Genomic DNA, 25,501 nt, shown 5'->3' with positions numbered 1-25,501 from the left:
GCGAGGCTGACTCCAACTTGCCGCAGGTGCTTCGGGCGCACTTCGGCTTCATAGAGCGGCTCTTCGCCGAGGTCGGTTCGGCTTCGCATGAGCGATGGTTTCGTCTTGCCGCGGATGGCGTCATCTTCGGCAATGCCACCACCGAGTTGGGCCACGGCGCGCTGGGCAATCTGCAAACCAAACTGCGCAGGGATGGCGACCACTGGCGGCTGGACGGCGACAAGTTCTACAGCACCGGCACGCTCTACGCGAACTGGATCGGCGTCGCTGCGCAGCGCATCGATGAACGCGAGGAAGGCGAGGAAGGCGCCAACGAGCGGGTACTGGTGCTGGTGCCTGCTGATGCCCAAGGCGTCGAGCGGGCCGACGACTGGCGCGGCTTCGGTCAACGGTTGAGTGCTTCAGGCACGACGCGGTTTCGCGATGTCCGTATAGACCCGGCCAACGTGTTGCCGAGCGCACGCACCGGTCCCACGCCGATGACCGCCTTCTTTCAAACCGTGCATCTTGCGACGCTGGCCGGCATCGCACGCGCCATCGAGCGCGACGTCATCGCCTTCGTGCAGGCACGCAAGCGCGTGTACAGCCATGGCAGCGGCGGCACGCCGCGTGAAGACCCGCTGGTGCAGCAACTCATCGGTCACCTGGCCGCCACGGCCTTCGCAACCACAGCCACCGTGCGGGCCGTTGCCGCCGGCCTGGGCGACATCGACCGGTTGCGTGCGGCGGGCGAACCCGTGCCTGTCGAGCTGCTGGTGGATGTGGAACTGCGCATGGCCAAAGCGCAGGTGTTCATCGGCGATGCGGTGCTGCAATCGGCCACGCGGCTGTTCGACGTGGGTGGCGCGTCCGCGCTGCAGGAAGACGCGCGGCTCGATCGGCACTGGCGCAACGCCCGTACGCTGGCGTCGCACAACCCGGCCATCTACAAGGCGCGCGTGGTGGGCGACCACGCACTCAACGGGATCGATCCGACCTTCTACTGGACGGTCGGCGCCAACGCGAGTTGAGCAGCGATCAGGGCGGATCAACCGCCTTGTTGCGACGTGCTCAGACCAACGCCGGCGCCGCGACAGCGCGGTGACTGCGTTGCAACAACACCGGCACCGCACGCTCGACGGCCAATGCGATGCGTGCCCGCAGCGCGTCGCTGCTCACACGGTAGTTGTCAAACTCCTTGTCGGTCGCATACACGCCGATGGGCAGTGTGTGGGCCTGAAAGAAACTGAACAACGGCCGCAGCTGGTGGTCGATCGCCAGCGCGTGGCGGTCGCTGCCGCCGGTCGCGGCCAGCAGCACCGGCACGTCGATCAACGACTCGTGGTGAACGAAGTCGAACAGGTGCTTGAAGAGCCCGGTGTAAGAGCCGCGATAGATCGGGCTGGCGACCAGCAGCAAATCGGCCGTCTCGATATCGCGCAGGATCGACTCGATCTCCGCGGGCAGATGGGAGCGCTGCAGCACGCTGCCGAACTTCGGGACGATCTCGCCCAGCTCGATGAGCCGCGTGTTGGCAGGCACCGCATCGTTCAACCCTTCGAGCAAGTTTTCTACCAGTGCAAGGGTGTGTGAGGGACGTTGCAGGCCGCCGGAGACGGCGACGATCTTGAGTTTTTTTGCCATGTTGGAACGCTGGAGAAAGAAGTGAACTTCAAGGCGGCTTCAGCAGGCTACCGAGAAATGAAACATCAGACTGTGCAGCCGCAATGCGCGTTTCACCACCGTCGGCCTAGAAGCATTTCAGCTATCGATATGCGGATTGCGATGTCGTGCTCGATCAGCGGCAGCGATGCGCGCGTCCGGTTCAGGGAGGATCTCTGTTTCAGACTCGCAGCGGCCACGGTCTGCTTGCCCGCACTGCGTGATCGCGAAGACAAACGGCTGCTGGTCCAGCGTGATCAACGCACACGCTCTCGCTACGAACCGCCCTCCCCGTGCAAGCTAACGATCAAGGCCCGCAACCATGCGATGGCCGGATCCTTGTTGTAGCGTCGATGCCAAAAGAGATTGATGGCAATTTCCGGGAGCTTGGCGGGATGGCGAACGTAAGCAAGTCCAAACGGATGTGCCAAGGCTTGCGCGAGACGCTCCGGAACGGTTGCCACCAAGTCGGAGTCGTGCAATATGTGCCCGACAGCAACGTAGTGGGGAACGGTCAGTACGACCTTGCGGCTAATTTTTCTGCGCTCCAGCAAGTCGTCTGCTTTTCCATGGCCGGTGCCTTTCGAGATGACGACAACATGCTCCGCGTTCGAGAATTCGCTCAGTGACATCGACCGCTTGTCGAGCGCATGACCGCTTCGAAACATGCAGACGTAGTGTTGCTTGAACAGCCGGCGCTGGTGATAGCCCGCCTTGAGTTGCGGCAGCAGGCCGATCGCCAACCCGACGTGCCCCGCCTCCATTTCGTCCTGCAAATTCACCGCCGCGTTTCGGACCGTGCTGAGCGTGATGCCAGGCGCGACACGGGCTATCTCCTTCATCAACTTCGGCAAGAAGTAGATTTCCCCTATGTCGGTCATCCCCACCGTGAACGCACGCTGCGAGGTCGCCGGATCAAAACTCGCCTGTTGGTTCATTGCGGAATGAATGACCTGAAGCGCACGGGCGGTCGGCTCGGCCAGTTGCTGCGCAAACGGGGTCGGCTCCATCCCGGTCGGGGTGCGAAGAAACAGTGGATCGTTCGTCACCTTGCGCAAACGCGCCAACGCATTGCTGACGCCCGGTTGCGACAGGCCGAGGTTCTCGGCAACCTTCGACACACGCCGGTCCACAAGCAGTTGCTGAAAGACGACCAGCAAATTGAGGTCGATGTCCTTGAGTTCCATTGCGCAGCTCACATTCGCGAAATCAATTTTGCTTATTGCTCATATTCTATTGAACGATGAGAGCCCGGGCTGGATCATTCTTGCAACGCGATAAGCAGCTGTGACACACGGCTGGACAGGAGACAAAAAATGGACAACACCTCAGCCGTGTTTCCCCAGCAAATCCACTGGGAAGACAAGGGCACCAGCCGCATCCCCTTCATGGCCTACACGGAGGCAGACCAGCATCGGCGCGAGCTGGAGCGTTTCTTCTATCGGAACCACTGGTGCTACGTGGGCCTGGAGGCAGAGATCCCCAAGGTCGGAGACTTCAAGCGCACGGTCGTCGGTGAGCGATCCGTCATCATGGTGCGCGACTCCGAGGACTCGATCAGCGTGGTCGAGAACGTTTGCGCTCACCGCGGCATGCAGTTCTGCCGCGAGCGGCATGGCAACCGCAAAGCCGAAGGGTTCACATGCCCGTACCACCAATGGAACTATGCGCTGACCGGCGATTTGCAGGGCGTCCCTTTCCGCCGAGGCGTCAAGCAGGATGGCAAAGTCAACGGCGGCATGCCCGCAGACTTCAAGACGGCCGACCATGGCCTCAACAAGCTGAAAGTCGCCGCCCGCGGTGGGGTCGTATTCGCATCATTCGACTCAGAGATCGAGTCGTTCGAAGACTTCATGGGGCCTGAGATCCTCCGTTACTTCGATCGTCTTTTCGACGGCCGCAAGCTGACGATCCTTGGCTACAACCGCCAGCGCATCCCAGGCAACTGGAAGCTCATGCAGGAGAACATCAAAGATCCCTACCATCCGGGGCTCTTGCACACGTGGTTCGTCACATTCGGACTCTGGCGCGCTGACAACAAATCAGAACTGAAGATGGACCGGCACCACCGGCATGCCGCGATGATTTCGACGCGCGGGGCCAGTGGCAAGGCGGATGAGGTCACGCAGGTTTCGAGTTTCAAAGAGAGCATGCAACTCAATGACCCTCGTTTCCTAGACATCAAACCAGAGGCTTGGTGGGATGGGCCGACCGCTGTGTTGATGACGCTGTTCCCCAGCGTCATTCTTCAGCAGCAGGTCAACAGCGTGTCGACGCGGCACATCCAGCCCAGCGGTCCCGGTGCCTTCGACTTCGTCTGGACGCATTTCGGATTCGAGGCGGACGATGCCGAAATGACGCAGCGTCGGCTTCGTCAGGCCAACCTTTTCGGGCCGGCCGGCTTCGTTTCGGCGGACGATGGGGAAGTGATCGAACTGTCCCAGAAAGGGTTCGAGCAAAAGCCCTTCCACCGTACGCTGGCGGAGCTGGGTGGCCGTGAAGTAGGCGACACCGATCACATGGTCACTGAAACACTGATTCGCGGTATGTACGAATACTGGCGCAAGGTCATGGAGGCGTGACATGAACTTTCAGGATCACCTCGACTTGAACCAGCTGTATGCCAGCTATGCCAGCGCCGTGGATTCGGGACAGTGGGAGCTTTGGCCGGAGTTCTTCACCGAAGAATGCATCTATCGCCTGCAGCCACGAGAGAACTATGAACGTGGCTTCCCGCTCGCAACGCTGTCCTTCGAGAGCAAGGGCATGTTGAAGGACCGTGTCTACGGCATCCGCGAAACGCTGTTCCACGATCCTTACTATCAACGCCACGTCGTGGGTTCACCACTGGTCTTGAAAGCCGAGCAGGACCGCTTCGAATGCGAAGCGAACTACGCGGTGTTTCGCACCAAGCTTTCAGAACTGTCGACGGTCTTCAACGTGGGTCGATACATCGACACCGTCGTTCGAACCGAGGACGGACTCAAGTTCAAGTCGCGCCAGGTCATCTACGACAGCGAGATGATTCCCAACTCGATCATCTACCCGCTGTAAGGACATCATGAGCGAAATCCAATGGACCGATGCGGCCTCGTTCGATGAGGTACCAGCCGACGATGTCATCGGAAAAATCGTTGATGGACGCGACCTGGCGCTCTACAACGTAGAGGGTGAAGTCTTCGCCACCGACAACCTCTGCACACATGGCCACGCGCGTTTGTGCGAAGGGTTTCTGGAGGGCCACGAAATCGAGTGCCCTTTGCACCAGGGCAAGTTCGACGTGCGCAACGGCGCCCCGACCTGCGCCCCCGTCACTGAAGCCATTCGTTCGTATCCCGTGAAGATCGAAGCAGGCCGCGTGTATTTGGCTCTCGGCTGAGCAATGGGGTTGAACACGCCATGAGCACCGAGACCATCGTCATCGTGGGTGGTGGGCAAGCCGGCGGCTGGGCCGCCCAGACCCTGCGAACGAAAGGCTTTGCTGGCCGGATCGTTCTCGTAGGCGACGAAGCGCACAGGCCGTACGAGCGGCCCCCACTTTCCAAAGCCGTGCTGTCCGGCCATGCCATGGTCGAGTCGACCTATCTGCAAAAGCCCGAGGCATTCGAAGCACTCCAACTCGACTGGCGACAGAACGTGGGAGTGACTGCGATCGATCGGCGATCCAGAACGGTCCGGCTCACGCAAGGCGAGCCGATCTCGTACGACAAGCTGATCCTCTGCACCGGCGGACGGGCCCGCAGTCTGAATATTCCTGGTGCAAATCTGCCGGGCGTCTTCATGCTGCGCAGCATCAAGGATGCTGAAAAGCTGGGTGCCGCGCTGGTCGCAGACAAACGGCTGCTGGTCATCGGCGGCGGTTGGATAGGCCTGGAGGTTGCATCGACCGCAAGGAAGAAGGGGCTGGACGTCACCATCGTCGAGGCGTCCGAACGTCTTTGCGAACGGACCGTCCCGCCCGGGGTCTCTGACTACTTGCTGCGTCTGCACACCTCGCACGGGGTCCGGGTCGAACTGGGCGCCGGCATCGAGCGCCTTGCGCCATCGGCCTCAGGGGTGTTGATCGCAATGTTGAGTGACGGACGTGAGGTTGAAGCCGATGTCGTGCTCATCAGCGTCGGCCTTGTTGCCAACGATGAACTCGCACGTGCGGCAGGTTTGGCCTGCGACGGGGGTGTCTCTGTCGACTCGCAATGCCGCACCTCCGACCCTGACATCTTCGCGGCAGGTGACGTCGCCGTTTGGCACTCCAAGTGGGCCGGCCGGCATATGAGGCTGGAGTCCTGGCAGAACGCGCAGGAACAAGGCATTGCGGCCGCTTGTGCCGTCCTCGGCATGGATGTCGACCACCAGCCTCTCCCCTGGTTCTGGTCGGATCAATTCGACGTGAACCTGCAGATCTATGGCATGCCCGCTCCAGCGCACCAGACCGTGTTGCGGGGCAACGCGAACTCCAACGCATTCGTGATGTTCTTTCTGGATCACGGCAAGGTCGCCGCTGCACTCGGACCGAACTCAGCGCGAGATCTGCGCTTTGCGCGACGGCTGATCGAGCGGGGCACCCTGGTCGACCCAGCACTGCTGGCCGACGTCGAGATGCCGCTTTCCAAACTTTAGTCCCGCATTTGCACACAACCATTTCTTCACCGAGACCCACATGACCACCACCTACCTTTGGACCCCGCCCGCCGTCCCGTCACTTCCGGTGCGCGGCAAGTCCGAACGCGCACCCGTCAATCGCCTTTTCTTCGTGGGCCGCAACTACCACGCCCACGCGGTCGAGATGGGGCGCCCTGTCGACAAGTCCGTGGAGTCGCCGTTCTATTTCACGAAGAGCCCGTCCACACTGGTCGAGTCCGGTGCCACGGTTTCGTATCCCGCAGAGACGAAGAACTATCACCACGAAATGGAGCTGGTAGTAGTCATCGGCGCGGCGGGGTTTCGCGTGAAGCGTGCCGATGCGGCGTCGCTCATCTACGGCTACGCATGCGGCCTGGACATGACCCGGCGCGACCTGCAGCTCGTGGCGCGAGACAAGGGCCGGCCGTGGGATCTCGGCAAGGACGTGGAGCAATCTTCGGTGGTGTCGGAGATCGTGCCGATGACGGGAACGGTGCTGGAAAGCGGCGCTCTCGCGCTCAGCGTCAACGGCCAGACGTGCCAGAGTTCCGACCTGGACAAACTCATCTGGAACATCCCCGAACTCATCGAAGACCTTTCGAAGTTCTATCACCTTCAACCCGGCGACTTGATCTTCACAGGCACACCGGAGGGCGTCGGTCCACTGCAGCCAGGCGACCATATCGAAGGCAGCGTCGCAGGCGTCGGGACCATCTCCTTGACGGTCGGCCCGGCAGACTGACGCCGAACCGACGCCACTTCGCATCTACTGCGGTGCGCACCCCACGAAAGACTTCCATGATCGTCGACGCCGTTCCCTCTCCCGTTCGTCTCACGGTGGCAGCTGGCCCCGGACAGCCCGATCCCAGTCCCGAGCTGGAACAGCTCTACCGCGGCTTCGAGCGAGAAATGCTGGTCCCCTTGTGGACCGAGATCGGCGACTTGATGCCACGTCATCCGCGCAGCAAAGCAGCGCCGCACGTCTGGCGTTGGGATCGCCTGCTCGAGCTGGCAGGAGAGGCCGGACGCATCGTCCCTGTCGGCCGCGGCGGTGAGCGACGGGCCATCGCCCTCGCCAACCCTGCGCTGGGTGGACGGCCCTTTGCGACGCCGACACTGTGGGCCGCGATTCAATATCTGATGCCTGGCGAGAACGCGCCCGAGCATCGCCACACCCAACATGCATTCCGCTTCGTCGTCGAAGGGGAAGGTGTCTGGACCGTCGTCAATGGCGATGCGGTCCGGATGTCACGAGGCGACTTTTTGCCGCAAGCGGGATGGAACTGGCATTCGCACCACAACGCCGCGACCGCACCGATGGCCTGGATCGACGGACTCGACATTCCGTTTTCGTACTTCACTGAATCGCAGTTCTTCGAGGTTGGCCGCGAGCGTGTCGCCGATGCCGAGATGGGCACGCCGGATCGATCGCGCTCCGAACGGCTTTGGGGCCATCCGGGACTGCGGCCGCTGTCTCAGCCAGACGCGCCAACCGCCACACCGTTGCTGGCATATCGTTGGGCCGACACCAATCGCGCTCTGGCCGATCAGCTCGCGCTGGAAGACGAAGGTCACGAAGGCACGCTGAGCCCCGGGCATGCCGCAGTGCGCTTCACCAACCCGAGCAGCGGACGCGATGTCTTACCGACCATGCGTTGCGAAATGCACCGTATCCGTCGCGGAGCACGCTCCGCGGCACGGCGCGAAGTCGGCTCGTCGGTCTATCAAGTGTTCGAGGGCGAGGGACAGATCACCGTCGACGAACGAAAGTGGACGGTCAAACGGGGCGATCTGTTCGTGGTCCCGTCGTGGTCTTCGTTCACCGCCAGTTGCGGCAACGACAGCGCTTCTGCCCTCGATCTTTTCCGCTTCAGTGATACACCCATCTTCGAAGCGCTCCACGTCCACAGGTCGAGTTCAGATGCCCCGGCCTGATTCAACCCGGATGACCGGCATGTAAGGCGCGACAGAGCAAACCCATCGATGGAATCAAGCCGAAATCGATATGAACGCTTCCGTCCCCTTCCCTTTCTTCGCATCGAAACGCGCGCGCGTTGAACTGGCTCGACAGCGGTACTTCGAGGAAGGACTGCTGCCATCGGGTGTCGTGAGCGACGCCGTCTACGAATCCTGGGCGCGCTGTCAGCGCTTGCACGCGAGCCCGTCGGGAAAAGTGGCATTCCAGCCGGTGTCGCCCAGCCGCACGCACCTGGCGCTGCAGAAGAACCACGAGCTCGTGCAAGCATGGCTGGACGAACTTCCGAAGCTGCAATCCGTCCTGGGCGCAACCTCCTGCGCGGCGATGCTCACCGATGCCAGCGGCGTGATCGTCGGCGCTACTTGCGTCGGGCGCGCTCACGAATCGATCATGCTGATTGCCGCACGTGTGGGCGTCAACCTTTGCGAAGAAGCCGTCGGCACGACGGCACCTGGGGTTGCCGCGCGCACAGGACTTGCCGTTTCCGTCGATGGCGCAGAGCACTTCTTCGACGCAGTCGGTTCCATGCATTGCGCCGCCGCACCGATCCGCAACATTCGTGGACAGCTCGCCGGCGTCTTGGATATCTCAAGCGAAGCCATTCCCTTTTGCTTCGATGCCACCGCAGTTGTCGGGCTGTACGCCGCTGCGATCGAGAACCGTCTTTTCCTGTCGCAAGCGAGCGAGCACCTGGTCGTTCGATTCCAGATCGATCCCGCTTTGGTCGATTCCAATTTCGTTGCGCTGGTGGGCGTCGACAAGAACGGCGATCTGGCTTGGGCGAACAACTCGGCGTCTCGGCTCCTCGGCCTCGGACCGGTCAAACCCCGTGCCGAGACGACTTCTGTCGAAGCTGCGTTCGATGCAACCACCTCGCAGCTGGCCTCATTGCCTCGATCCGGCTCCGGCCTGCTTCGGCTGGCAAACGGACTGATGGTCTGGGCACGGTCCGAGATGAAAGTACAGGATGGGCATCGCGATCTCGTTCTCGGTGTGGACGCGGGGCGCCTTGATCTCGATGCTGCGAACAGTCGTACCCATACGGCTTCGAGCGACACACCGACCGGGATGACCCCCGCTGTGCGCATCCATCTCGAAGCGGTGCATTCCGAAAGCGGCGACTCGCTCGAACCGATGCACGCGCCAGAACAGCAGGCTCCGAGCCAGCGCTCGCCTCGGCTGCAAGACTGCGGGAAAGACCTGATCGAGCAAACGCTGGCAGCTTGCGAAGGCAACTTGACCAGAGCAGCAGAAATACTCGGCGTCTCCCGCGGCTTGATCTACCGACGGCTCGGTCGTCCAGCACGCCCTTCGCTTTCTGTGTGAAGACAGGGCGTCGCGATCGTTCCAAAACGGAACAACGCGCCGCCCGGGTATTCCCGATGTACCGGCAACGCCATCGCCTCACTTACCTTGCAGTCCGTTGCCAACACGGTGCTCAGGCTCAACGTGCGGCAGCAAGGGGACTCTTTTTCATATTCGGAGGTGGACAACGACATGCAACCTACTCGCCATACTTACAACGCAAGCCAGGACAACGGCTTGTTGGACAGACTTGAACAGGCTCTGCTCGCGGGTCGTCTAGACCGGCGCAGCTTTCTCAGAGCAGCCGCAGCGGCCGGCTTGGCCAGTGCCAGTCTTCCGTCACTTGCCGATGACCTGGACGCAGCGCGTGCCAACCAGGCGGAGCGCTCGGCCAAGCTGCTTCCGGCATACGACTACGTCATCGTCGGAACGGGCAGCGGCGGCTCTGCACTGATCGGCCGGCTTGCCGCCAAGACAAATGCCAGCATCCTGGTGATCGAAGCCGGCGACTGGGACACGACACCGTCCGTCATGGACCCGAAGCTGTGGTTTACCAACCTCGGAACCGAGCGGGACTGGCAAGACGCGGCGCTGCCAGCGGCCAGCACGAACAACCGTGCCATCGCGGAGACCATGGGCAAGGTGGTGGGGGGCGGCAGCAGCATCAACGCGACCATCTGGGCGCGTCCCTTCAAGGCAAACCTGGACCACTGGGCACAGGAAAGCGGCGATGCGAGCTGGGGCTATGAGCACGCACTGTCCATCTACCGCCGAATGGAAAACTGGCAAGGCAAGCCCGACTCGCACTACCGTGGCAAAGGTGGCCCGGTCTGGGTTCAACCTGCGTTCGACCCGCCACTAGTCGCATTGGGAATGCTTGCCGCGTGCAAATCGCTGGGCATGCCGATCCTGGATGACCTGAACGGCGCGCGCGAACTCGGCAGCGGCGGCTTCGCATTGATGAACCAGATCATCAGGGATGGTCGCCGGCAGAGCTTGGCGCGCTCCTATCTGTATCCCGTGCTGGCGCGCAAGAACGTCACTCTCCTGGTGAAGTCCCACGTGGATCGCCTCACCTTCTCGGGCACGCGGGTCACAGGTGTCGAGTTGCGCCAGGGCGATGGCGCCCCGATCCGCATTCAGGCCAACGCCGAAGTCATCCTCTGCTCGGGTGGCATCAACACACCCAAGCTCATGATGCTCAGCGGGATCGGCGACCAGCAACAACTGCGCTCGCACGGTATCAAAACGGTCGTCCACTCCCCAGAGGTCGGTCAGAACTTTCACGATCATCTGCTCCACGGGGGGTGCATCTGGGAGCCCAACGAGCATGTCCCGCATCGCAACAGCGCAGCGAACGCCTCGGGGTTCCTTAAGAGCCGGTCCGACCTTCTGTCGCCTGACCTGAATCTGGTTCAGATCGAGCTGCCATATGCCAGCGACGTCGTCGCCAAGCAGTTCTCCCCGCCACCGACCAGTTGGGCGTTGTGCTCCGGGCTCGTCGCGCCGAAGAGCCGGGGCGAGATCAGGCTCCGGTCCGCCAACCCGAATGATCGACCGATCGTCGACGCACGCTTTCTCAGCCATCCCGACGATGTCAAGGCCATGGCGCATGGCATCGAGGTCTGCCGCGAGATCGGCAACTCCTCTGCCATGCGCCCATTCGTGAAGCGCGAGGTCGCCCCAGGCAAGACGCTCAGCGGACAGGCGATGGACGACTTCGTGCGAAACGGCGCCACGACCTATTTCCATCAGGTCGGCACATGCCGCATGGGGAAGGACGACCGCGCGGTCGTCGACGCCAAGCTTCGTGTCAACGGCGTACAGAACCTGCGGATCGCAGACAGCTCGATCATGCCGCGCATCCCCGCGGTCGCGACGATGGCGACCTGCGCGCTGATCGGGGAACGCATGGCAGAGATACTGCGACCAAAGGCGTGAGTACAGCACCCCTATCGAACCGCGAAGCCTCCCCAATTACTCAATCTCAAAATCAAGGTACGTCATGCAATCCGAACTGATCCTAGACAACGAGAAGCGCGTCGCACAAGGCAGTGCAACGTTCGAGCGTCGTCACCCGATCACCAACAACGTCGTCACGACCGCAGCCGCCGGGGGCGTGAAAGACGCCACCGCAGCCGCAGATTCGGCCGGTACCGCATTCAAGACATGGCGTCACAGCACGCCATCCGACCGGCGCCGAATTCTTTTGAAGGCGGCCGATGCGCTCGAGGGCAAAACTCCAGAGTTCATTGAAACCATGGCTGCAGAAATCGGCGCCTCGGCGCTCTGGGCAGGCTTCAATGTGTTCCTTGCCGCAACCGCGTTTCGCGAAGCCGCATCGATGACAACGCAAATCCAGGGAGAGACCATCCCGACGGACAAACCCGGCGCTCTGTCGATGACTGTGCGTCAACCAGTCGGCGTGATCTTGAGCATCGTCCCCTGGAACGGGCCGGTCGTTTTGGCCGCACGCGCCATTGCCTACCCGCTGATGTGCGGCAACGCGGTCGTGTTTCGCGCATCGGAAGCAAGCCCGCGGACCCACATGCTCGTCGCGGAAGCGCTCGTCGAAGCCGGGCTTCCACCGGGCGTGTTGAACTTTCTGACAAACGCGCCGCAGGATGCGCCGGAAGTGATCGACGCGCTCATCGCCCACAAGGCGGTACGGCGCATCAACTTCACCGGGTCAACAAAAGTCGGACGCATCATTGCGCAGAAGGCTGCGGTTCATCTGAAGCGTTGCCTGTTGGAACTCGGTGGCAAGTCGCCGCTCGTAGTGCTCAAAGATGCCAACATCGACGACGCTGTCAAAGCCGCGGTCTTCGGCTCCTTCTTGTACCAAGGTCAGATCTGCATGTCGACCGAGCGGATCGTTGTCGATGAATCCATCGCCGATGAGTTCGTCGCGAAGTTCGCAGCCCAAACGCGAAACTTGCCCAGCGGTGATCCGATGACCAATCCGCAGTGCGTCATCGGACCGATGATGTCCAAGGACTCCGGCCCTCGACTGAACGCTCTCATCGACGACGCTCTGGCCAAGGGCGCCAAGTTAGCCTGCGGCGGCCGTGCCGATGGCGCCACGATGCCGGCGACCATCGTCGATCACGTGACACGTCAAATGAAAATCTTCGACGAAGAAACGTTTGGACCGGTGACGACGATCGTCCGAGTCAATGGTGACGCTGAAGCCATCGCCGCCGCGAACGACACGGCCTACGGCCTGTCGGCAGCCGTCTTCTGCAAAGACGTGATGCGCGCGTTGAACGTCGCGCTGCAGATCGACACCGGCGCGTGCCACGTGAATGGAGCGACGGTACAAAACGAGGCACAGGCACCCTACGGTGGCACCAAAGACAGTGGCTATGGCCGCTTCGACGGCCGTGCCGTGATTGACGAATTCACAGAGTTGAAGTGGATCACGATCGAACCGGCGGGTCAGCAATATCCTGTGTAGCGCACCAGCGGCCGGGTCCACGCGCAACGCGCTGGACCCGTTTTTCAAGATCAGGCGATCGACATTTCTGGGGTAGCAACGATGGCTGCTTCAGAGTCGGCTATTCGCAGAATCTATGTTCTGTATTTCGCACATCCTATTGGATTATGTCGACGTTGACGCAATGATTGTCTGCCCCTTAAACAGAGATTAGGCGCCTTCCAGGTAGCCTTCGAAGGAGACAGACATGAACCGTTTCTTGCCTTTCCGGCAGCCTCCAGTTTCGTGTTCAACCTTGCTTGCACTCCCATTGATCTGAGTGCCGTCATAAGGTTAGGCGACGACATCGGCCGTTCATGAGCCGGTCTGGCTGACAGGCGAGCAATTCGGCAAATTTGCCAAGTTACCGGCCGATCGATGCGCCCACAGGTTCGCCAGCTTCGATGCGTGCACTCTGCGACTCGCTCAGGGCAGCGATAGGCCGATCGAAACGACCATACTTTCGCTGGTTCAGTAATTCATCAAATATGAGGAATTGGCCAAATTTCGATGCCTGCTGCTGTGTCGACCACTGCGGCCTCGACCAGCGCGACGGGGACCAGCGATCGCCAAACGACTCCGCATGTTGAGACGGCTGGCGCTGAAAAGGTGAACCGACGAATGCGCCTGCGCGAAGCGGATTGTCGTAAGGCGCTCGGTTACTTCCAGTCGGCCCAGCGAAGAAAAAATAAAAGGTAGGGATCTCGGATATCGAGCACATCGTTTGCCGCGTCCCATTCGATGACCTGCCGGTTCTCTGCATCGTTGGCGATGTCTGAGATGTGAACGCAGGCTCCTGTGACGCTTGATCCGCTGGGCGGGTCGCCTTCGCAGACGCTTACGATGCGAACTTGAAGATTTTGATACCGGATTGTGAGTTCGGGCGGGTTGGCGGCAATCGCGCCAAGGATGATGGGGTACACGTCTTTCACAGTGCCATCGAGCATGCGATGCGAGTTGCGGATCGTGCCGCGCGTCTTCGGCCCCTCTTTCAATTTTTCGACCGTCGACGAGTAGTCGGTGGTCATCATCGTGCGGCGACAGCTTCGCGAAATCAGGTCGAGGTCCGCCTGAATGGTGATGGGCTCGGTCGACCGATCTTCCAAGCCCAGTTCGAAGCACGCACTGAGGCACAGCGATTGCATCAATTGCGGCGATCCTGCTGCCTCCCGCGCGAAGGCTTCACTGAGTGCATCCGATGCCGTCGCATTCAGCGCTTCGAAGCCCAACGCGGCGATCTTCTTTAGGTTGGGCACCGACCAGTAATCGAAATCGAGCTTGAATATCCGTCCGCGCAAATCGGAGTTCGCGCGCAACACGTCATCAGAGTGATACGGCACCGCCGCACAAATGAACCGGACGCCGCCACGAATCGCCTCCTTGATCTCGTTCGCGACCTGCTGCTGCACGGCGGTGGGGATGTAATGGAAGTCGTCGATGAACACAACGAAGTCCGTGCCGCCAAGCTCCTTGATCAGCAATTGAAGGTAGTCCGGCGCATAGTCGGTCGAGGTCGCCTCGGTCTTGGCCCACGCGCCAGATGCCGACGCCTCCCCGGACACCACAAGCGGCACACCGGTCGCCGCCTTAGCCCCAATCGTCCCGGTGAACCCACTCCCGCCCGTGGTCGAGCCCCTTGTGGGCGTCCCAATGATTCCGAACACCCGATCCCATAGCTTGGCCGGACTGTCGGCGCCGGCGCCCGTCACCTGAATCAGATTCTCCTTGCCGAGCGTCTTCTCAATGAAGACGGTCTTGCCCGATTTCGAAGGCCCGGATAGTGAGACCACGGCAGCGCCCGTTTCCAGCGCCTGTCTTAGTGTCTTGGTGGCCTCCTTCAGGTGATCGTCGATGAACGTCACGTCTGGCAACTTGTTTGGCGTGAAAACTTCGCTGGCGCGCATAACGTCTCCGGTTGTTCGAGGCGTTGAAGTGCCGTCGAGACTCAGCGGTTTAGGACAAATCAAGGACAAGGCAAGCCAAAATGACAAAGGGGTTAGCAACCACTAAGCTGCTAACCCCCGTCAATACTGGTCGGTGTGAAAGGATTCGAACCTTCGACCCCTTGCACCCCATGCAAGTGCGCTACCAGGCTGCGCCACACACCGAAGTCTCAAATTATAGCGGGGCCGTTTTAACGTCCGACGGAGAGAAGCTCGCGAATTTCGAATAGCTCACGGCGCAGCAAGATGAGCTGCGCGCGGTCGACCTGTCGGGGCGGGTTGGTATCGAGTGCCTGTTGCAGCACGACAGCAGCATCGAACTCTTCCTGATCGATTTCGACTGCCTCCATGCCCTCCAGCGGCACCTCGCCGGCTTTGCGCTTGTCGCGCTCGTTTTGCACCAGTTCCTGCAGCTTGTTGCGGGCGCCGCTGATGGTGAAACCCTGGTCGTACAGGAGGTCGCGGATGCGGCGAATCATGAGCACCTCGTGGTGCTGGTAATAGCGTCGGTTACCGCGACGCTTCATCGGCCGAAGTTGCGTGAATTCCTGTTCCCAGTAGCGCAACACGTGCGGTTTGACGCCACAGAGTTCGCCGACTTCACCAATGGTGAAGTAGCGTTTGACAGGAATAGGCGGGAGCGTTTTCTCCATTGAAATCAAGACGGTGCCGGGGGAAGCTCAGAGGTTACCCCACGTGCACGCAGAGCCACAAGAACTATTCGGCGCCAACGCTCCACTCAACCTCTTTTGCGCCACTGCTTTCGTCTTCGGCAGGGACGATGCTGCCGTGAATCTGCTCTTTGAGCTTGGCGCTCGCATGAAAGGTGGCGACCCGGCGCGCGCCGATCGGAATCGCTTCGCCGGTGCGCGGGTTGCGGCCGGGCCGTGGCGCCTTCACCCGGATCTGGAAGTTGCCGAAGCCCGAGATCTTGACGTCTGTGCCTTCGATCAGACTGCCGGCGACCAGATCGAAAAACGCTTCGACCATGTCTTTGGATTCGCGCTTGTTGAGGCCGATCTGCTCGAACAACAGGTCCGCCAGATGCGCCTTGGTCAGGGCCGGTGTTTCGAGCGCTTCAAACGTAAATTCCATGGCGTCGATCATCCACGCAAACGTGCGCCGAGCTTGGCAGAAAGTTGATCGACGATGGCGCGTACCGCCGGGTCGACCTGCTCGTCGGTGAGTGTCGCGCTGTCGTCATGAAAAGTCAGGCGAACCGCCATGCTCTTCTCGCCCGATGCGAGCCCTGGAGACGCCGGCACCGTGCCGTCGCGTCCGGCTTGCGGCCGATAGATGTCGAACAATGCGGCGTCGCGCAGCAGGCCACCGGTCGATGCCGAATCGATCGCAGCGGACAACGCTGCGAAGCTGACGGCCTCGGCCACCACGACTGCGATATCGCGCTCCACAGACTGATGCCTAGGCACGGGTTGGGCGAGCGGAACGGGGCGCGCGGTCACCGCGTCGAGATCGAGTTCGAACAGCACTGGCGCTTGCGCGAATTCCCATTGCTGACGCCATCGCGGATGCAACTCGCCGACCACACCGATCGCTTTTCCATCGACGAGCACGCGTGCGGCGCGGCCCGGATGCAGCGCCGGATGTTCAGTGCGTTCGAATGTCGGCGCCAAGGGTGCCAGCAACGCTTCGACATCGCCCTTGACGTCGAAGAAGTCGGCGCGCGCCGGCTTGGCATCCCAACGCGCCGCCTGCGCATCGCCCCAGGCGAGACCCGCGACGCGCATGGGCTGATGGATGCCTTTGACGGTGGTGTCGGTCGTGGCAACAGACGCATCACGCATGAAAACGCGGCCAATTTCGAAGACGCGTGCGGCCGGCGCCTTGCGGTCGAGGTTGAACTTGAGCACTTGCAACAGCGAGCCGAGCAACGACGAACGCATCACGCTCATCTGGCTGGCAATCGGATTCAACAGCTTCACCGGGTTCGCATTCCCGGCCAGGTCACGCTCCCAATCGGCTTCGACAAAGCTGAAGTTGATGGTCTCCTGGTAGCCCAACGAAGCGAGCCGATGCCGCACCGCGAAGCGGCTGCGCTGCGCCTCGGTCTGCACGCGCGCGGTGATTGGCGCGAGCGGCGGAGTCGTAGGCAGGTTGTTGTAGCCGATGAGGCGCGCGACCTCTTCGATCAGGTCTTCCTCGATGACAAGATCGAACCGATGCGGCGGCGGCGTGACGATCAATGTGCCGTCGCCTTCGATCAAGGCAAAGCCGAGTCGGCTCAACGCATCGACGCATTGCGCCTGGGTCAACGGCATGCCGATGACGCGCGCCGCGCGTGCAACGCGCAAGGTAACAGGCTTCAAGTCTGGAAGGTGCAGGGTCTGGTCGTCGGTCGGCCCTGGCTGGCCGCCACAGATATCAACGATCAACTGCGTGATGCGTTCGATGATCTGCACGGTGCGGCTCGGGTCGACGCCACGCTCGAACCGATGACCGGCATCGGTCGAAAAGTTGAAGCGGCGCGAGCGCCCCTGGATCGCATCAGGCCACCAGAACGCGGCCTCGACATAGATGTTGCGCGTGCCGTCGGACACGGCGGTGGCGTCGCCGCCCATGATGCCGGCAAGCGATTCGACTTCGCGCTCATCGGCAATCACGCCGACCTTGTCGTCGACGGTCACGGTGTTGCCATTGAGCAGCTTGAGCTGCTCGCCGGGTTGACCCCAACGCACGGTAAGGCCGCCATGAATCTTGTCGAGGTCGAAGATGTGCGTGGGTTGCCCGTACTCGAACATCACGTAGTTCGAGATGTCGACCAGCGCCGTGACGCTGCGTTGACCGCAACGCGCCAGCCGGTCGATCATCCACGCAGGAGTCTTGGCTTCAGGGTCGACGCCCTTCAGCACGCGGCCCGAAAAGCGGCCGCAGAGTTCAGGCGCATCGACCTTCACTGCGAGCTTGCTGTGGTGCGTCGGCATGACGGCGGGTGTCGCCGGCGTCTTGAGGGGCACGCCAGTCAATGCAGACAGTTCGCGCGCCACCCCGTAGACACTGAGGCCATGTGCCAGGTTCGGTGTGAGCTTGAGGGTGAGCAGCACATCGTCGAGCTTCAACACGTCGCGCACGTCGACGCCAATTGGCGCGTCTGCAGAGAGTTCGAGAAGACCGCCGTGGTCTTCGCTGAGCTGAAGCTCGCGCGCTGAGCACAGCATGCCTTGGCTCTCCACGCCACGCAGCTTGCCGAGCTTGATCAAGAAGGGTTTGCCATCTTCACCAAGCGGCAGTTCTGCACCGACGAGCGCACACGGCACCTTGATGCCGACGCGCGCATTGGGTGCGCCACAGACGATGTTGAGCAAGGTTCCCTGCCCGACATCGACCTGGCAAACCTTCAAGCGATCGGCGTTCGGGTGCTGCGTCGCTTCCTTGATTTCGCCGACCACGATTTTCGTGAAGGCAGGTGCGGCGGACCGACGCTCTTCGACTTCGAAACCGCCCATCGTGAGCGTGTCAGCCAGCTCAACGCTGCTGAGCGGCGGGTTGCAGAACTCGCGCAACCAGGACTCGGGGAATTGCATCTCGTCGTACTCGTTTCTGTTTATTGGAACTGCGACAAGAAGCGCAGGTCGCCGTCGAAGAAGTGGCGCAAGTCGTTCACGCCGTAGCGAAGCATCGCGAGCCGGTCAGGCCCCATGCCGAACGCAAAGCCGATGTAGCGCTCCGGGTCCAGTCCCATATTGCGCACGACGTTCGGATGAACCTGACCCGCTCCGGACACTTCCAGCCAGCGGCCGGCCAACGGGCCGGTTTGAAACTGAATATCGATCTCAGCACTCGGTTCGGTAAACGGGAAGAAGCTCGGTCTGAAGCGCAACACCAGATCGTCGGTTTCGAAAAAAGTACGGCAGAAGTCGGTGAACACGACCTTCAAATCCTTGAAGCTCACATTGGCGCCGAGCCACAGCCCTTCGCACTGGTGGAACATCGGCGAATGCGTGGCATCGCTGTCGACGCGGTAGGTACGGCCCGGCGCGATGACGCGGATCTCGGGTGCGTGCACGGTGCCGGTGGTGTCCTTGGCCGCCGCCTCGAACAGTGCAGCGTGCTTCTTGATGTGCTGGTGCGCGTAACGCACCTGCATCGGGCTGGTGTGCGGCCGCAGGTTGTACGGCACACCGTCTTCACCGTCGATGTCTACATAGAAGGTGTCTTGCATCGACCGCGCCGGATGGTTCGGCGGGTTGTTCAGCGAGGTGAAGCTGTGCCAGTCGCTTTCGATCTCGGGGCCGTCGGCCACGTCGAAGCCCATGCTGGAAAAGATCGCTTCGATGCGCTCAAGCGTGCGGGTCACCGGATGCAAACCACCACCGGTGCGACGTCGGCCCGGCAGGCTGATATCGAGCGCTTCGGCCTTCAGTTGCAGGTCGAGCTCGGCATCGGCAAGTTGCTGCCGACGTTCGGTCAGTGCAGCCTCAATGGCCTGCTTGGCAATGTTGATCGCTGCGCCACGCGACTTCTTCTCGTCGACGGCGAGCTGGGCCATGCCCTTCATCAGTTCGGTGATGCGCCCAGATTTACCAAGAAACAGTGCCTTGGCGTTCTCGAGATCCGCGGGGGCCTTGGCATCCGCAAATGCAGTGCGGGCGTTGTCGACCAGGGTGTCCAGCTCGTTCATGGAATTCTTGAATTACTTGGCGCGGGGAAATAAAAAAGGGCTGGAGCTTTTTCAAGCGCCAGCCCTTGTACCGTGGGTGCGGACCACCGTCCCGGGGGACGGCTGGTTCGCTGTGCAGGATCAAGCGGCCAGCTTGGCCTTGACCTGCTCCACGATGCCGGCAAAAGCGGCCTTGTCGTGCACTGCGATGTCCGCAAGCATCTTGCGGTCGATCTCGATGCCGGCCTTGCGGATGCCGTTGGCGAACTGGCTGTAGGTCAGGCCCAATTCACGCGAGGCGGCGTTGATACGCGCAATCCACAACTGACGGAAAACACGCTTCTTGGTACGGCGATCACGGTAGGCGTATTGGCCTGCCTTCATCACCGCCTGTTTGGCGACGCGGAAGACATTGCCGCGACGACCGCGGAAACCCTTGGCGAGTGCGAGAACTTTTTTGTGGCGGGCGCGAGCCGTTACACCACGTTTGACGCGAGGCATGTGTGTACTCCTTGTTCGTCTGGGTTAAATGCCACGACCGGGCAGCATTGCGGCGACAGAAACCATGTTGGTTTCATGCACTGCGACTGCACCACGAAGGTGACGCTTGTTCTTGGTGGTCTTCTTGGTCAGGATGTGACGTTTGAAGGCTTGACCGCGCTTGACGGTGCCACCTGGACGAACGCGGAAACGTTTTTTCGCGCTGCTCTTGGTCTTCATTTTGGGCATGTAATGCTCCTTTAATTGTGCTCGTGAGGCGCCGCGGATATTCCACGAACTTGTTGGCCCCGAGACACTTCTTTATCTCGCTGCTGCCTGCGCCTTTCAGCGCCGGCATTCACGAAATTCCTGCAACTAGCTAAAACTTCAAATCGGTCGGACCTAGGCCGTTGCGGGTGCCACGGATTCCGCCGCCGGCTTCACCGGTGCTCCCGCCTTCTTGCGGCCGGGTGCGATCATCATGATCATCTGGCGGCCTTCAAGCTTCGGAAACTGCTCGACCATGATCAGGTCAGCCAGTTCATCGCGAATACGCTGCAAAAGAGCCAGACCGAGTTCCTGGTGCGTGATCTCGCGGCCGCGAAAGCGCAGCGTGATCTTGCATTTGTCGCCCTCTTCAAGAAAGCGCTTGATATTGCGCATCTTGATGTTGTAGTCACCATCGTCGGTACCGGGCCGGAACTTGATTTCCTTGACCTCGATGACCTTCTGCTTGGACTTCGCCTCGGCAGCCTTCTTCTGTTCGTGGTACTTGAATTTTCCGTACTCGATCAGTCGACAGACCGGCGGGTTGGCCGCAGCCACGACCTCTACCAAATCCACGTCTTGTTCACCGGCCAGGCGCAAGGCCTCGACAAGACTCACAACTCCCAATGGCTCGTTTTCCGGGCCGATCAGGCGGACTTCCGGGGCCATGATTTCCCGGTTAAGGCGGTGTTGGCGTTCCTCGCGGTGGCGGCGGTCGCGAAATGCAGTAGCGATGGTCAGAATCCTTCAAAATTTGCTACAGAATCTGTAGCGAACACCGTTCAGCCCTCGCGGACAAGCGGTACGTTTGGCCAGAAGCAGATGGGGTGCTTCAGGGACAAATCAACGCTTGTCGGCAATGTCCTGAAAGAGCCGTTGTTTAAACGATTCGAGGGACATTGCACCGAGGTCTTGATTGCCTCGGGCGCGCACTGCGACGGCACCGGCTTCCTTTTCCTTGTCGCCTACGACCAGGATGTAAGGGAGCTTTTGCAACGAATGCTTGCGTATTTTATACGTGATCTTCTCGTTGTGCAGGTCGAGCTGGACCCTAACCCCTTGATCCTGCAGCGTTTTAGCCACTTCCGCAGCGTAATCCGCCTGCCCTTCGCTGATATTGAGCACCACGACCTGCACCGGCGCAATCCAGGCGGGCATCGCGCCGGCATGGTGTTCGATCAGCATGCCGATAAAGCGCTCGAGGCTACCGACGATGGCGCGGTGCAGCATGACCGGGCTGGCGCGGCCGCTGGTTTCGGTCACGTATTCGGCGCCAAGGCGCTCTGCCGTGTTGAAGTCGACCTGCATCGTGCCGCACTGCCACTGCCGGCCCAGCGCGTCTTTGAGCGTGTACTCGATCTTCGGGCCGTAAAAGGCGCCGTCGCCGGGCGAGATGATGAAGTCCACGCCCGACCTGCGGAGTGCCTCCATGCAGGCGTGCTCTGCCTTGTCCCACAACTCCTCGGCGCCCACACGGTTCTCGGGGCGCGTCGCCACCTTGTACAAAATCTCGCCAAAACCGAAGTCGGCATAAACCTTTTGCAACTTGGCCGTGTAAGCCACGCATTCGTCGAGGATCTGGTCTTCGGTGCAAAAGACGTGGCCGTCGTCCTGCGTAAAGCCACGAACACGCATGATCCCGTGCAGCGCGCCCGAGGGCTCGTTGCGATGGCATTGGCCGAACTCGCCATAACGGATCGGCAGGTCGCGGTAGCTACGCAAGTCGCTCTTGAAAATCAGCACATGGCCCGGGCAGTTCATCGGCTTGAGTGCGTATTCGCGCTTTTCCGACTCGGTCGTGAACATGCTTTCGCGGTAGTTCTGCCAATGGCCCGTTTTCTCCCACAGACTCTTGTCGAGGATCTGCGGGCCTTTTACTTCCTGATAGCCCGTCTCGCGGTAGACGCGACGCATGTATTGCTCGACCTCTTGCCACATCGCCCAACCCTTCGGGTGCCAGAACACGACGCCCGGCGCCACCTCGTCGATGTGGAACAGGTCGAGTTCCTTGCCGAGTTTTCGGTGGTCGCGCTTCTCCGCTTCTTCGATGCGCTGGATGTACTGATCCAGCTGCTTTTTGTCGGCCCACGCCGTGCCGTAGATGCGCTGCAGTTGCTCGTTCTTCGCATCACCGCGCCAATACGCGCCCGCCAGCTTCGTCAGCTTGAAAACCTTCAGGAAGCGCGTGTTCGGCACGTGCGGGCCACGGCACATGTCGACGTATTCCTGGTGGTAGTAGAGACCCATCGACTGCTCGTCGGGCATGTCGTCGACAAGGCGAAGCTTGTAGTCTTCGCCGCGCGCCTTGAAGACGTCGATGACCTCCGCACGCGGTGTCATTTTCTTGACGACGTCGTAGTCCTGCGCGATCAGCTCGCGCATCCGCGCTTCAATGGCCGCCACGTCGTCGGGCGTGAACGGCCGCTCGTACGAGATGTCGTAATAAAAGCCTTCGTCGATGACCGGGCCGATCACCATCATCGCCGTCGGATACAGCTGCTTCACCGCATGGCCCAGCAGGTGCGCCGTCGAGTGACGAATGATCGCCAGCCCTTCTTCATCGCGCGGCGTGATGATCTGCAGCTTGGCGTCGCGATCGATGATGTCGCTGGCATCGACCAGCAGCCCGTCGACCTTGCCGGCCACGGTCATTTTCGCCAGGCCGGGGCCGATGGATTGAGCGACTTCGGCGACCGAAACGGGGCCTGGATACTCGCGGCGCGAGTTGTCGGGAAGCGTGATCTGGATCATGTGAAAACCTCGGGGCAGAAAACAAAAAAGCGCGGTGATCGACCGCGCTTTGCATTGGCTTGATTGCCGGAGAAATCCAGCGTGCGCGGGCTACCGGTCTCGTCCTTTCAGGAAAAGACCGCTGATGGCTTGCGGCGTAGTTCGCGGTGTCATAACCAAAATGCCTTTCTCGCCCTGGTTGCGGATCGGACCGGAGATTCTATCCGCGCGCACAAAAAAGCCCGGCCAAGGCCGGGCTTTGGGGTCACGTTCACGTTCGCATTTGTCGTGAACGCAGGTTCAGTGGAACTGCTCTTCTTCAGTCGAACCGGTCAACGCCGTCACGCTCGACTTGCCGCCTTGAATCACGGTCGTCACTTCGTCGAAGTAGCCGGTGCCGACTTCTTGCTGGTGCGACACGAAGGTGTAGCCACGCTCACGCGCCGCGAACTCGGGCTCTTGCACCTTCTCGACATAGGCCGACATGCCACGTGCGACGTAGTCTTGCGCCAGATCGAACATGTTGAACCACATCGAGTGGATGCCCGCCAGCGTGATGAACTGGTACTTGTAGCCCATGGCGCCCAGCTCTTTCTGGAACTTGGCGATGGTCGCGTCGTCGAGGTTCTTCTTCCAGTTGAACGAAGGAGAGCAGTTGTACGCCAGCATCTTGCCGGGGTGAACCTTGTGCACGGCGTCGGCGAACTTCTTGGCAAAGGCCAGATCCGGCGTACCGGTTTCACACCACACCAGATCGGCGTAGTGGGCATAGGCGACGGCGCGGCTGATGGCCTGGTCCATGCCCTTGCGAGTCCGGTAGAAGCCTTCGGCCGTACGTTCGCCGGTGATGAACGGCTTGTCGTTTTCGTCGTAATCGCTGGTGATGAGATCGGCCGCTTCAGCGTCGGTCCGTGCGATCACCAAAGTCGGCGTGCCGCAGACGTCGGCCGCCATGCGTGCGGCGATCAGCTTCTGTACCGCCTCGATCGTCGGCACCAGCACTTTGCCGCCCATGTGCCCGCACTTCTTGACCGATGCGAGTTGGTCTTCAAAGTGAACGCCACCGGCGCCGGCCTTGATCATGGCCTTCATCAATTCGAAGGCGTTCAGCACACCGCCGAAGCCGGCTTCGGCGTCGGCCACGATAGGAGCGAAGTAGTCGATGTAGCCTTTGTCGCCAGGATTCGTACCCTTCGACCACTGGATTTCATCGGCGCGCTGGAACGTGTTGTTGATGCGTTCGACCACTGTCGGCACCGAGTCGACCGGGTACAGCGACTGGTCCGGGTACATCGATGCGTAGCTGTTGTTGTCTGCGGCCACTTGCCAGCCCGACAAGTAGATTGCCTTCACGCCGGCCTTGACTTGCTGCATGGCCTGGCCGCCAGTGAGTGCGCCGAGGCAGTTGACGTAAGGCTCGCTGTTGACGAGATCCCACAACTTTTCTGCACCACGATGGGCCAGCGTGTGCTCGATCCGTACCGAGCCGCGCAACCGCACGACGTCGGCGGCGCTGTAGCCGCGCTTGATGCCCTTCCAGCGCGGGTTCGTCGCCCAGTCTTTTTCGAGTGCGGCGATCTGTTGTTCTCGGCTCAGTTGTTCTGTCAGGGTCTGGGGCATGTGCACTCCGTGAGGTTGATTGGTTGACTTGGATCGGTTGGGCGCTTCCGCCATGGGGCAAACTTTAACGCGAAGCCGGAGTCTTATGTCTTATAGAAGACATATTAATACTGAAGCAAAATCAACCACTTACAGAGACTTTTCTCAATGCGGAATAGTTTTTCTTATATTGAGAAAAATTATTGCGTTGCACCAAAGCCGAATTTTGCGATGTGCAATCAAGTATTCGCTAGTGAAACTGTGACAGCAGCCTTCATCAACTTCGAAACCAGTCGCCACTTTCGATGACGGCGCGCCCGGTAACACGCGACGGATGGATCTCGTAGACAAGACAACGTAACGTCATCGCGCCTGCTTCGGTTCGCGGGCCTGATCCGGACAGCACCAACTCGATCTCTCGCTTAACGTACTCGCCGCCGCCGTCGTCGCGCACTTCTTCGAGCAAGTCGAGCTCTGCTTCCACAGCTTTTGTGATGCAATAGATCTCGCCGTGAACCAGCCCGCCATGATCGGCGCGCTGTTTGCCACCGCATGACGCATCGCCCAGTACACCCAGTACAGCACCTGGATATGCGCCGAGGTCGTAGAGCGTGCCCGCGATGTGCGCATGACCGACGAACTGCGGCAACGGCCGGCAACGCGTGATGTCGTTGCTGCCGCCGCGGCGCAACGTGCCGTAAACGAAGACGTGACGAACAAAGCCATTGGCTTCGGCGTCAGGGGACGCGGCGCCCGTCTTGCCAGGCACGACAACTTCATCGGGCATCATCGATCCATCGATTCAATCGTGCCAGTCTAGTGAACCCACCTGCATCAGCGGCATC

23 protein-coding genes and 1 tRNA gene are annotated in these 25,501 nt (G+C 60.8%); 10 read left to right on the top strand and 14 right to left on the bottom strand.

The window, feature by feature from the left end:
* The first annotated feature begins 26 nt into the window (after nucleotides 1–26).
* Nucleotides 27–1,010 (top strand): acyl-CoA dehydrogenase family protein, encoded by a 984-nt coding sequence (locus tag QN413_RS09425; RefSeq protein WP_323496503.1) that lies wholly within the window; start codon nucleotides 27–29, stop codon nucleotides 1,008–1,010.
* 40 nt (nucleotides 1,011–1,050) lie between these two features.
* Here QN413_RS09425 and msuE read toward each other — a convergent pair whose 3' ends face one another.
* Together msuE and QN413_RS09415 are read right to left on the bottom strand one after the other, a co-directional pair.
* On the bottom strand, nucleotides 1,051–1,623 hold the full coding sequence (msuE, locus tag QN413_RS09420; RefSeq protein ID WP_323496361.1) for an FMN reductase: 573 nt from the start codon (nucleotides 1,621–1,623) through the stop codon (nucleotides 1,051–1,053).
* 293 nt (nucleotides 1,624–1,916) lie between these two features.
* Nucleotides 1,917–2,828, bottom strand: coding sequence for a LysR family transcriptional regulator (locus QN413_RS09415; RefSeq protein WP_323496360.1), 912 nt, complete (start codon nucleotides 2,826–2,828; stop codon nucleotides 1,917–1,919).
* Between the two features lie 129 nt (nucleotides 2,829–2,957).
* Here QN413_RS09415 and QN413_RS09410 point away from each other — a divergent pair, with 129 nt between their 5' ends.
* The 9 genes from QN413_RS09410 to QN413_RS09370 all read left to right on the top strand — a co-directional run bounded on the left by QN413_RS09410 (nucleotide 2,958) and on the right by QN413_RS09370 (nucleotide 13,001).
* Entirely contained in the window at nucleotides 2,958–4,223 is a 1,266-nt protein-coding gene (locus tag QN413_RS09410; protein ID WP_323496359.1) for an aromatic ring-hydroxylating dioxygenase subunit alpha, read from the top strand.
* 1 nt (nucleotide 4,224) lies between these two features.
* A complete protein-coding gene (locus QN413_RS09405) occupies nucleotides 4,225–4,695 on the top strand; it encodes an aromatic-ring-hydroxylating dioxygenase subunit beta (protein ID WP_323496358.1) in 471 nt (156 codons plus the stop codon).
* Between the two features lie 7 nt (nucleotides 4,696–4,702).
* On the top strand, nucleotides 4,703–5,020 hold the full coding sequence (locus tag QN413_RS09400; protein ID WP_323496357.1) for a non-heme iron oxygenase ferredoxin subunit: 318 nt from the start codon (nucleotides 4,703–4,705) through the stop codon (nucleotides 5,018–5,020).
* A gap of 20 nt (nucleotides 5,021–5,040) precedes the next feature.
* On the top strand, nucleotides 5,041–6,258 hold the full coding sequence (locus tag QN413_RS09395) for an NAD(P)/FAD-dependent oxidoreductase (protein WP_323496356.1): 1,218 nt from the start codon (nucleotides 5,041–5,043) through the stop codon (nucleotides 6,256–6,258).
* A gap of 40 nt (nucleotides 6,259–6,298) precedes the next feature.
* A complete protein-coding gene (locus QN413_RS09390) occupies nucleotides 6,299–7,003 on the top strand; it encodes a fumarylacetoacetate hydrolase family protein (RefSeq protein ID WP_323496355.1) in 705 nt (234 codons plus the stop codon).
* Between the two features lie 56 nt (nucleotides 7,004–7,059).
* On the top strand, nucleotides 7,060–8,196 hold the full coding sequence (locus tag QN413_RS09385) for a cupin domain-containing protein (protein ID WP_323496354.1): 1,137 nt from the start codon (nucleotides 7,060–7,062) through the stop codon (nucleotides 8,194–8,196).
* 70 nt (nucleotides 8,197–8,266) lie between these two features.
* A complete protein-coding gene (locus QN413_RS09380; protein ID WP_323496353.1) occupies nucleotides 8,267–9,565 on the top strand; it encodes a helix-turn-helix domain-containing protein in 1,299 nt (432 codons plus the stop codon).
* A 216-nt stretch (nucleotides 9,566–9,781) separates the two neighbouring features.
* Complete coding sequence (locus QN413_RS09375) at nucleotides 9,782–11,485, top strand: GMC family oxidoreductase (protein ID WP_323496352.1); 1,704 nt, start codon at nucleotides 9,782–9,784, stop codon at nucleotides 11,483–11,485.
* A gap of 64 nt (nucleotides 11,486–11,549) precedes the next feature.
* Nucleotides 11,550–13,001 carry an aldehyde dehydrogenase gene (locus tag QN413_RS09370; RefSeq protein ID WP_323496351.1) on the top strand — a complete coding sequence of 484 codons (1,452 nt, stop codon included), beginning with the start codon at nucleotides 11,550–11,552 and terminating at the stop codon, nucleotides 12,999–13,001.
* A gap of 677 nt (nucleotides 13,002–13,678) precedes the next feature.
* On the opposite strand, the gene QN413_RS09365 is transcribed toward QN413_RS09370, so the two are convergent.
* The 12 genes from QN413_RS09365 to QN413_RS09310 form a co-directional block, all read right to left on the bottom strand.
* On the bottom strand, nucleotides 13,679–14,923 hold the full coding sequence (locus QN413_RS09365) for a hypothetical protein (protein WP_323496350.1): 1,245 nt from the start codon (nucleotides 14,921–14,923) through the stop codon (nucleotides 13,679–13,681).
* Nucleotides 14,924–15,050: 127 nt separating this feature from the next.
* Nucleotides 15,051–15,127 (bottom strand) — tRNA-Pro (locus QN413_RS09360).
* A 26-nt stretch (nucleotides 15,128–15,153) separates the two neighbouring features.
* Entirely contained in the window at nucleotides 15,154–15,615 is a 462-nt protein-coding gene (locus QN413_RS09355) for a MerR family transcriptional regulator (protein WP_187052548.1), read from the bottom strand.
* Between the two features lie 64 nt (nucleotides 15,616–15,679).
* Nucleotides 15,680–16,057, bottom strand: coding sequence for an integration host factor subunit alpha (locus QN413_RS09350; RefSeq protein WP_187052549.1), 378 nt, complete (start codon nucleotides 16,055–16,057; stop codon nucleotides 15,680–15,682).
* Nucleotides 16,058–16,065: 8 nt separating this feature from the next.
* Complete coding sequence (gene pheT, locus QN413_RS09345) at nucleotides 16,066–18,504, bottom strand: phenylalanine--tRNA ligase subunit beta (protein ID WP_323496349.1); 2,439 nt, start codon at nucleotides 18,502–18,504, stop codon at nucleotides 16,066–16,068.
* Between the two features lie 20 nt (nucleotides 18,505–18,524).
* Complete coding sequence (pheS, locus tag QN413_RS09340; protein WP_323496348.1) at nucleotides 18,525–19,601, bottom strand: phenylalanine--tRNA ligase subunit alpha; 1,077 nt, start codon at nucleotides 19,599–19,601, stop codon at nucleotides 18,525–18,527.
* 120 nt (nucleotides 19,602–19,721) lie between these two features.
* A complete protein-coding gene (rplT, locus tag QN413_RS09335; RefSeq protein ID WP_007832499.1) occupies nucleotides 19,722–20,081 on the bottom strand; it encodes a 50S ribosomal protein L20 in 360 nt (119 codons plus the stop codon).
* A gap of 24 nt (nucleotides 20,082–20,105) precedes the next feature.
* Nucleotides 20,106–20,309, bottom strand: a complete 204-nt coding sequence (rpmI, locus tag QN413_RS09330) for a 50S ribosomal protein L35 (RefSeq protein WP_007832497.1) — start codon at nucleotides 20,307–20,309, stop codon at nucleotides 20,106–20,108.
* Between the two features lie 153 nt (nucleotides 20,310–20,462).
* Nucleotides 20,463–21,071, bottom strand: a complete 609-nt coding sequence (infC, locus tag QN413_RS09325) for a translation initiation factor IF-3 (RefSeq protein ID WP_323496502.1) — start codon at nucleotides 21,069–21,071, stop codon at nucleotides 20,463–20,465.
* A gap of 99 nt (nucleotides 21,072–21,170) precedes the next feature.
* On the bottom strand, nucleotides 21,171–23,078 hold the full coding sequence (thrS, locus tag QN413_RS09320; protein WP_323496345.1) for a threonine--tRNA ligase: 1,908 nt from the start codon (nucleotides 23,076–23,078) through the stop codon (nucleotides 21,171–21,173).
* Nucleotides 23,079–23,357: 279 nt separating this feature from the next.
* Entirely contained in the window at nucleotides 23,358–24,677 is a 1,320-nt protein-coding gene (gene aceA, locus QN413_RS09315; RefSeq protein ID WP_187052553.1) for an isocitrate lyase, read from the bottom strand.
* Between the two features lie 256 nt (nucleotides 24,678–24,933).
* The gene (locus QN413_RS09310) at nucleotides 24,934–25,443 is read right to left on the bottom strand and encodes a gamma-glutamylcyclotransferase family protein (RefSeq protein ID WP_323496344.1); all 510 of its coding nucleotides are present in this window, start codon (nucleotides 25,441–25,443) and stop codon (nucleotides 24,934–24,936) included.
* Nucleotides 25,444–25,501 lie beyond the last annotated feature (58 nt).

Origin of the sequence: Variovorax sp. LG9.2 (genome assembly GCF_035018885.1) — a bacterium.
Taxonomy (GTDB): Bacteria; Pseudomonadota; Gammaproteobacteria; order Burkholderiales; family Burkholderiaceae_C; genus Variovorax.
This window is presented reverse-complemented; position numbering and strand designations above follow the sequence as displayed.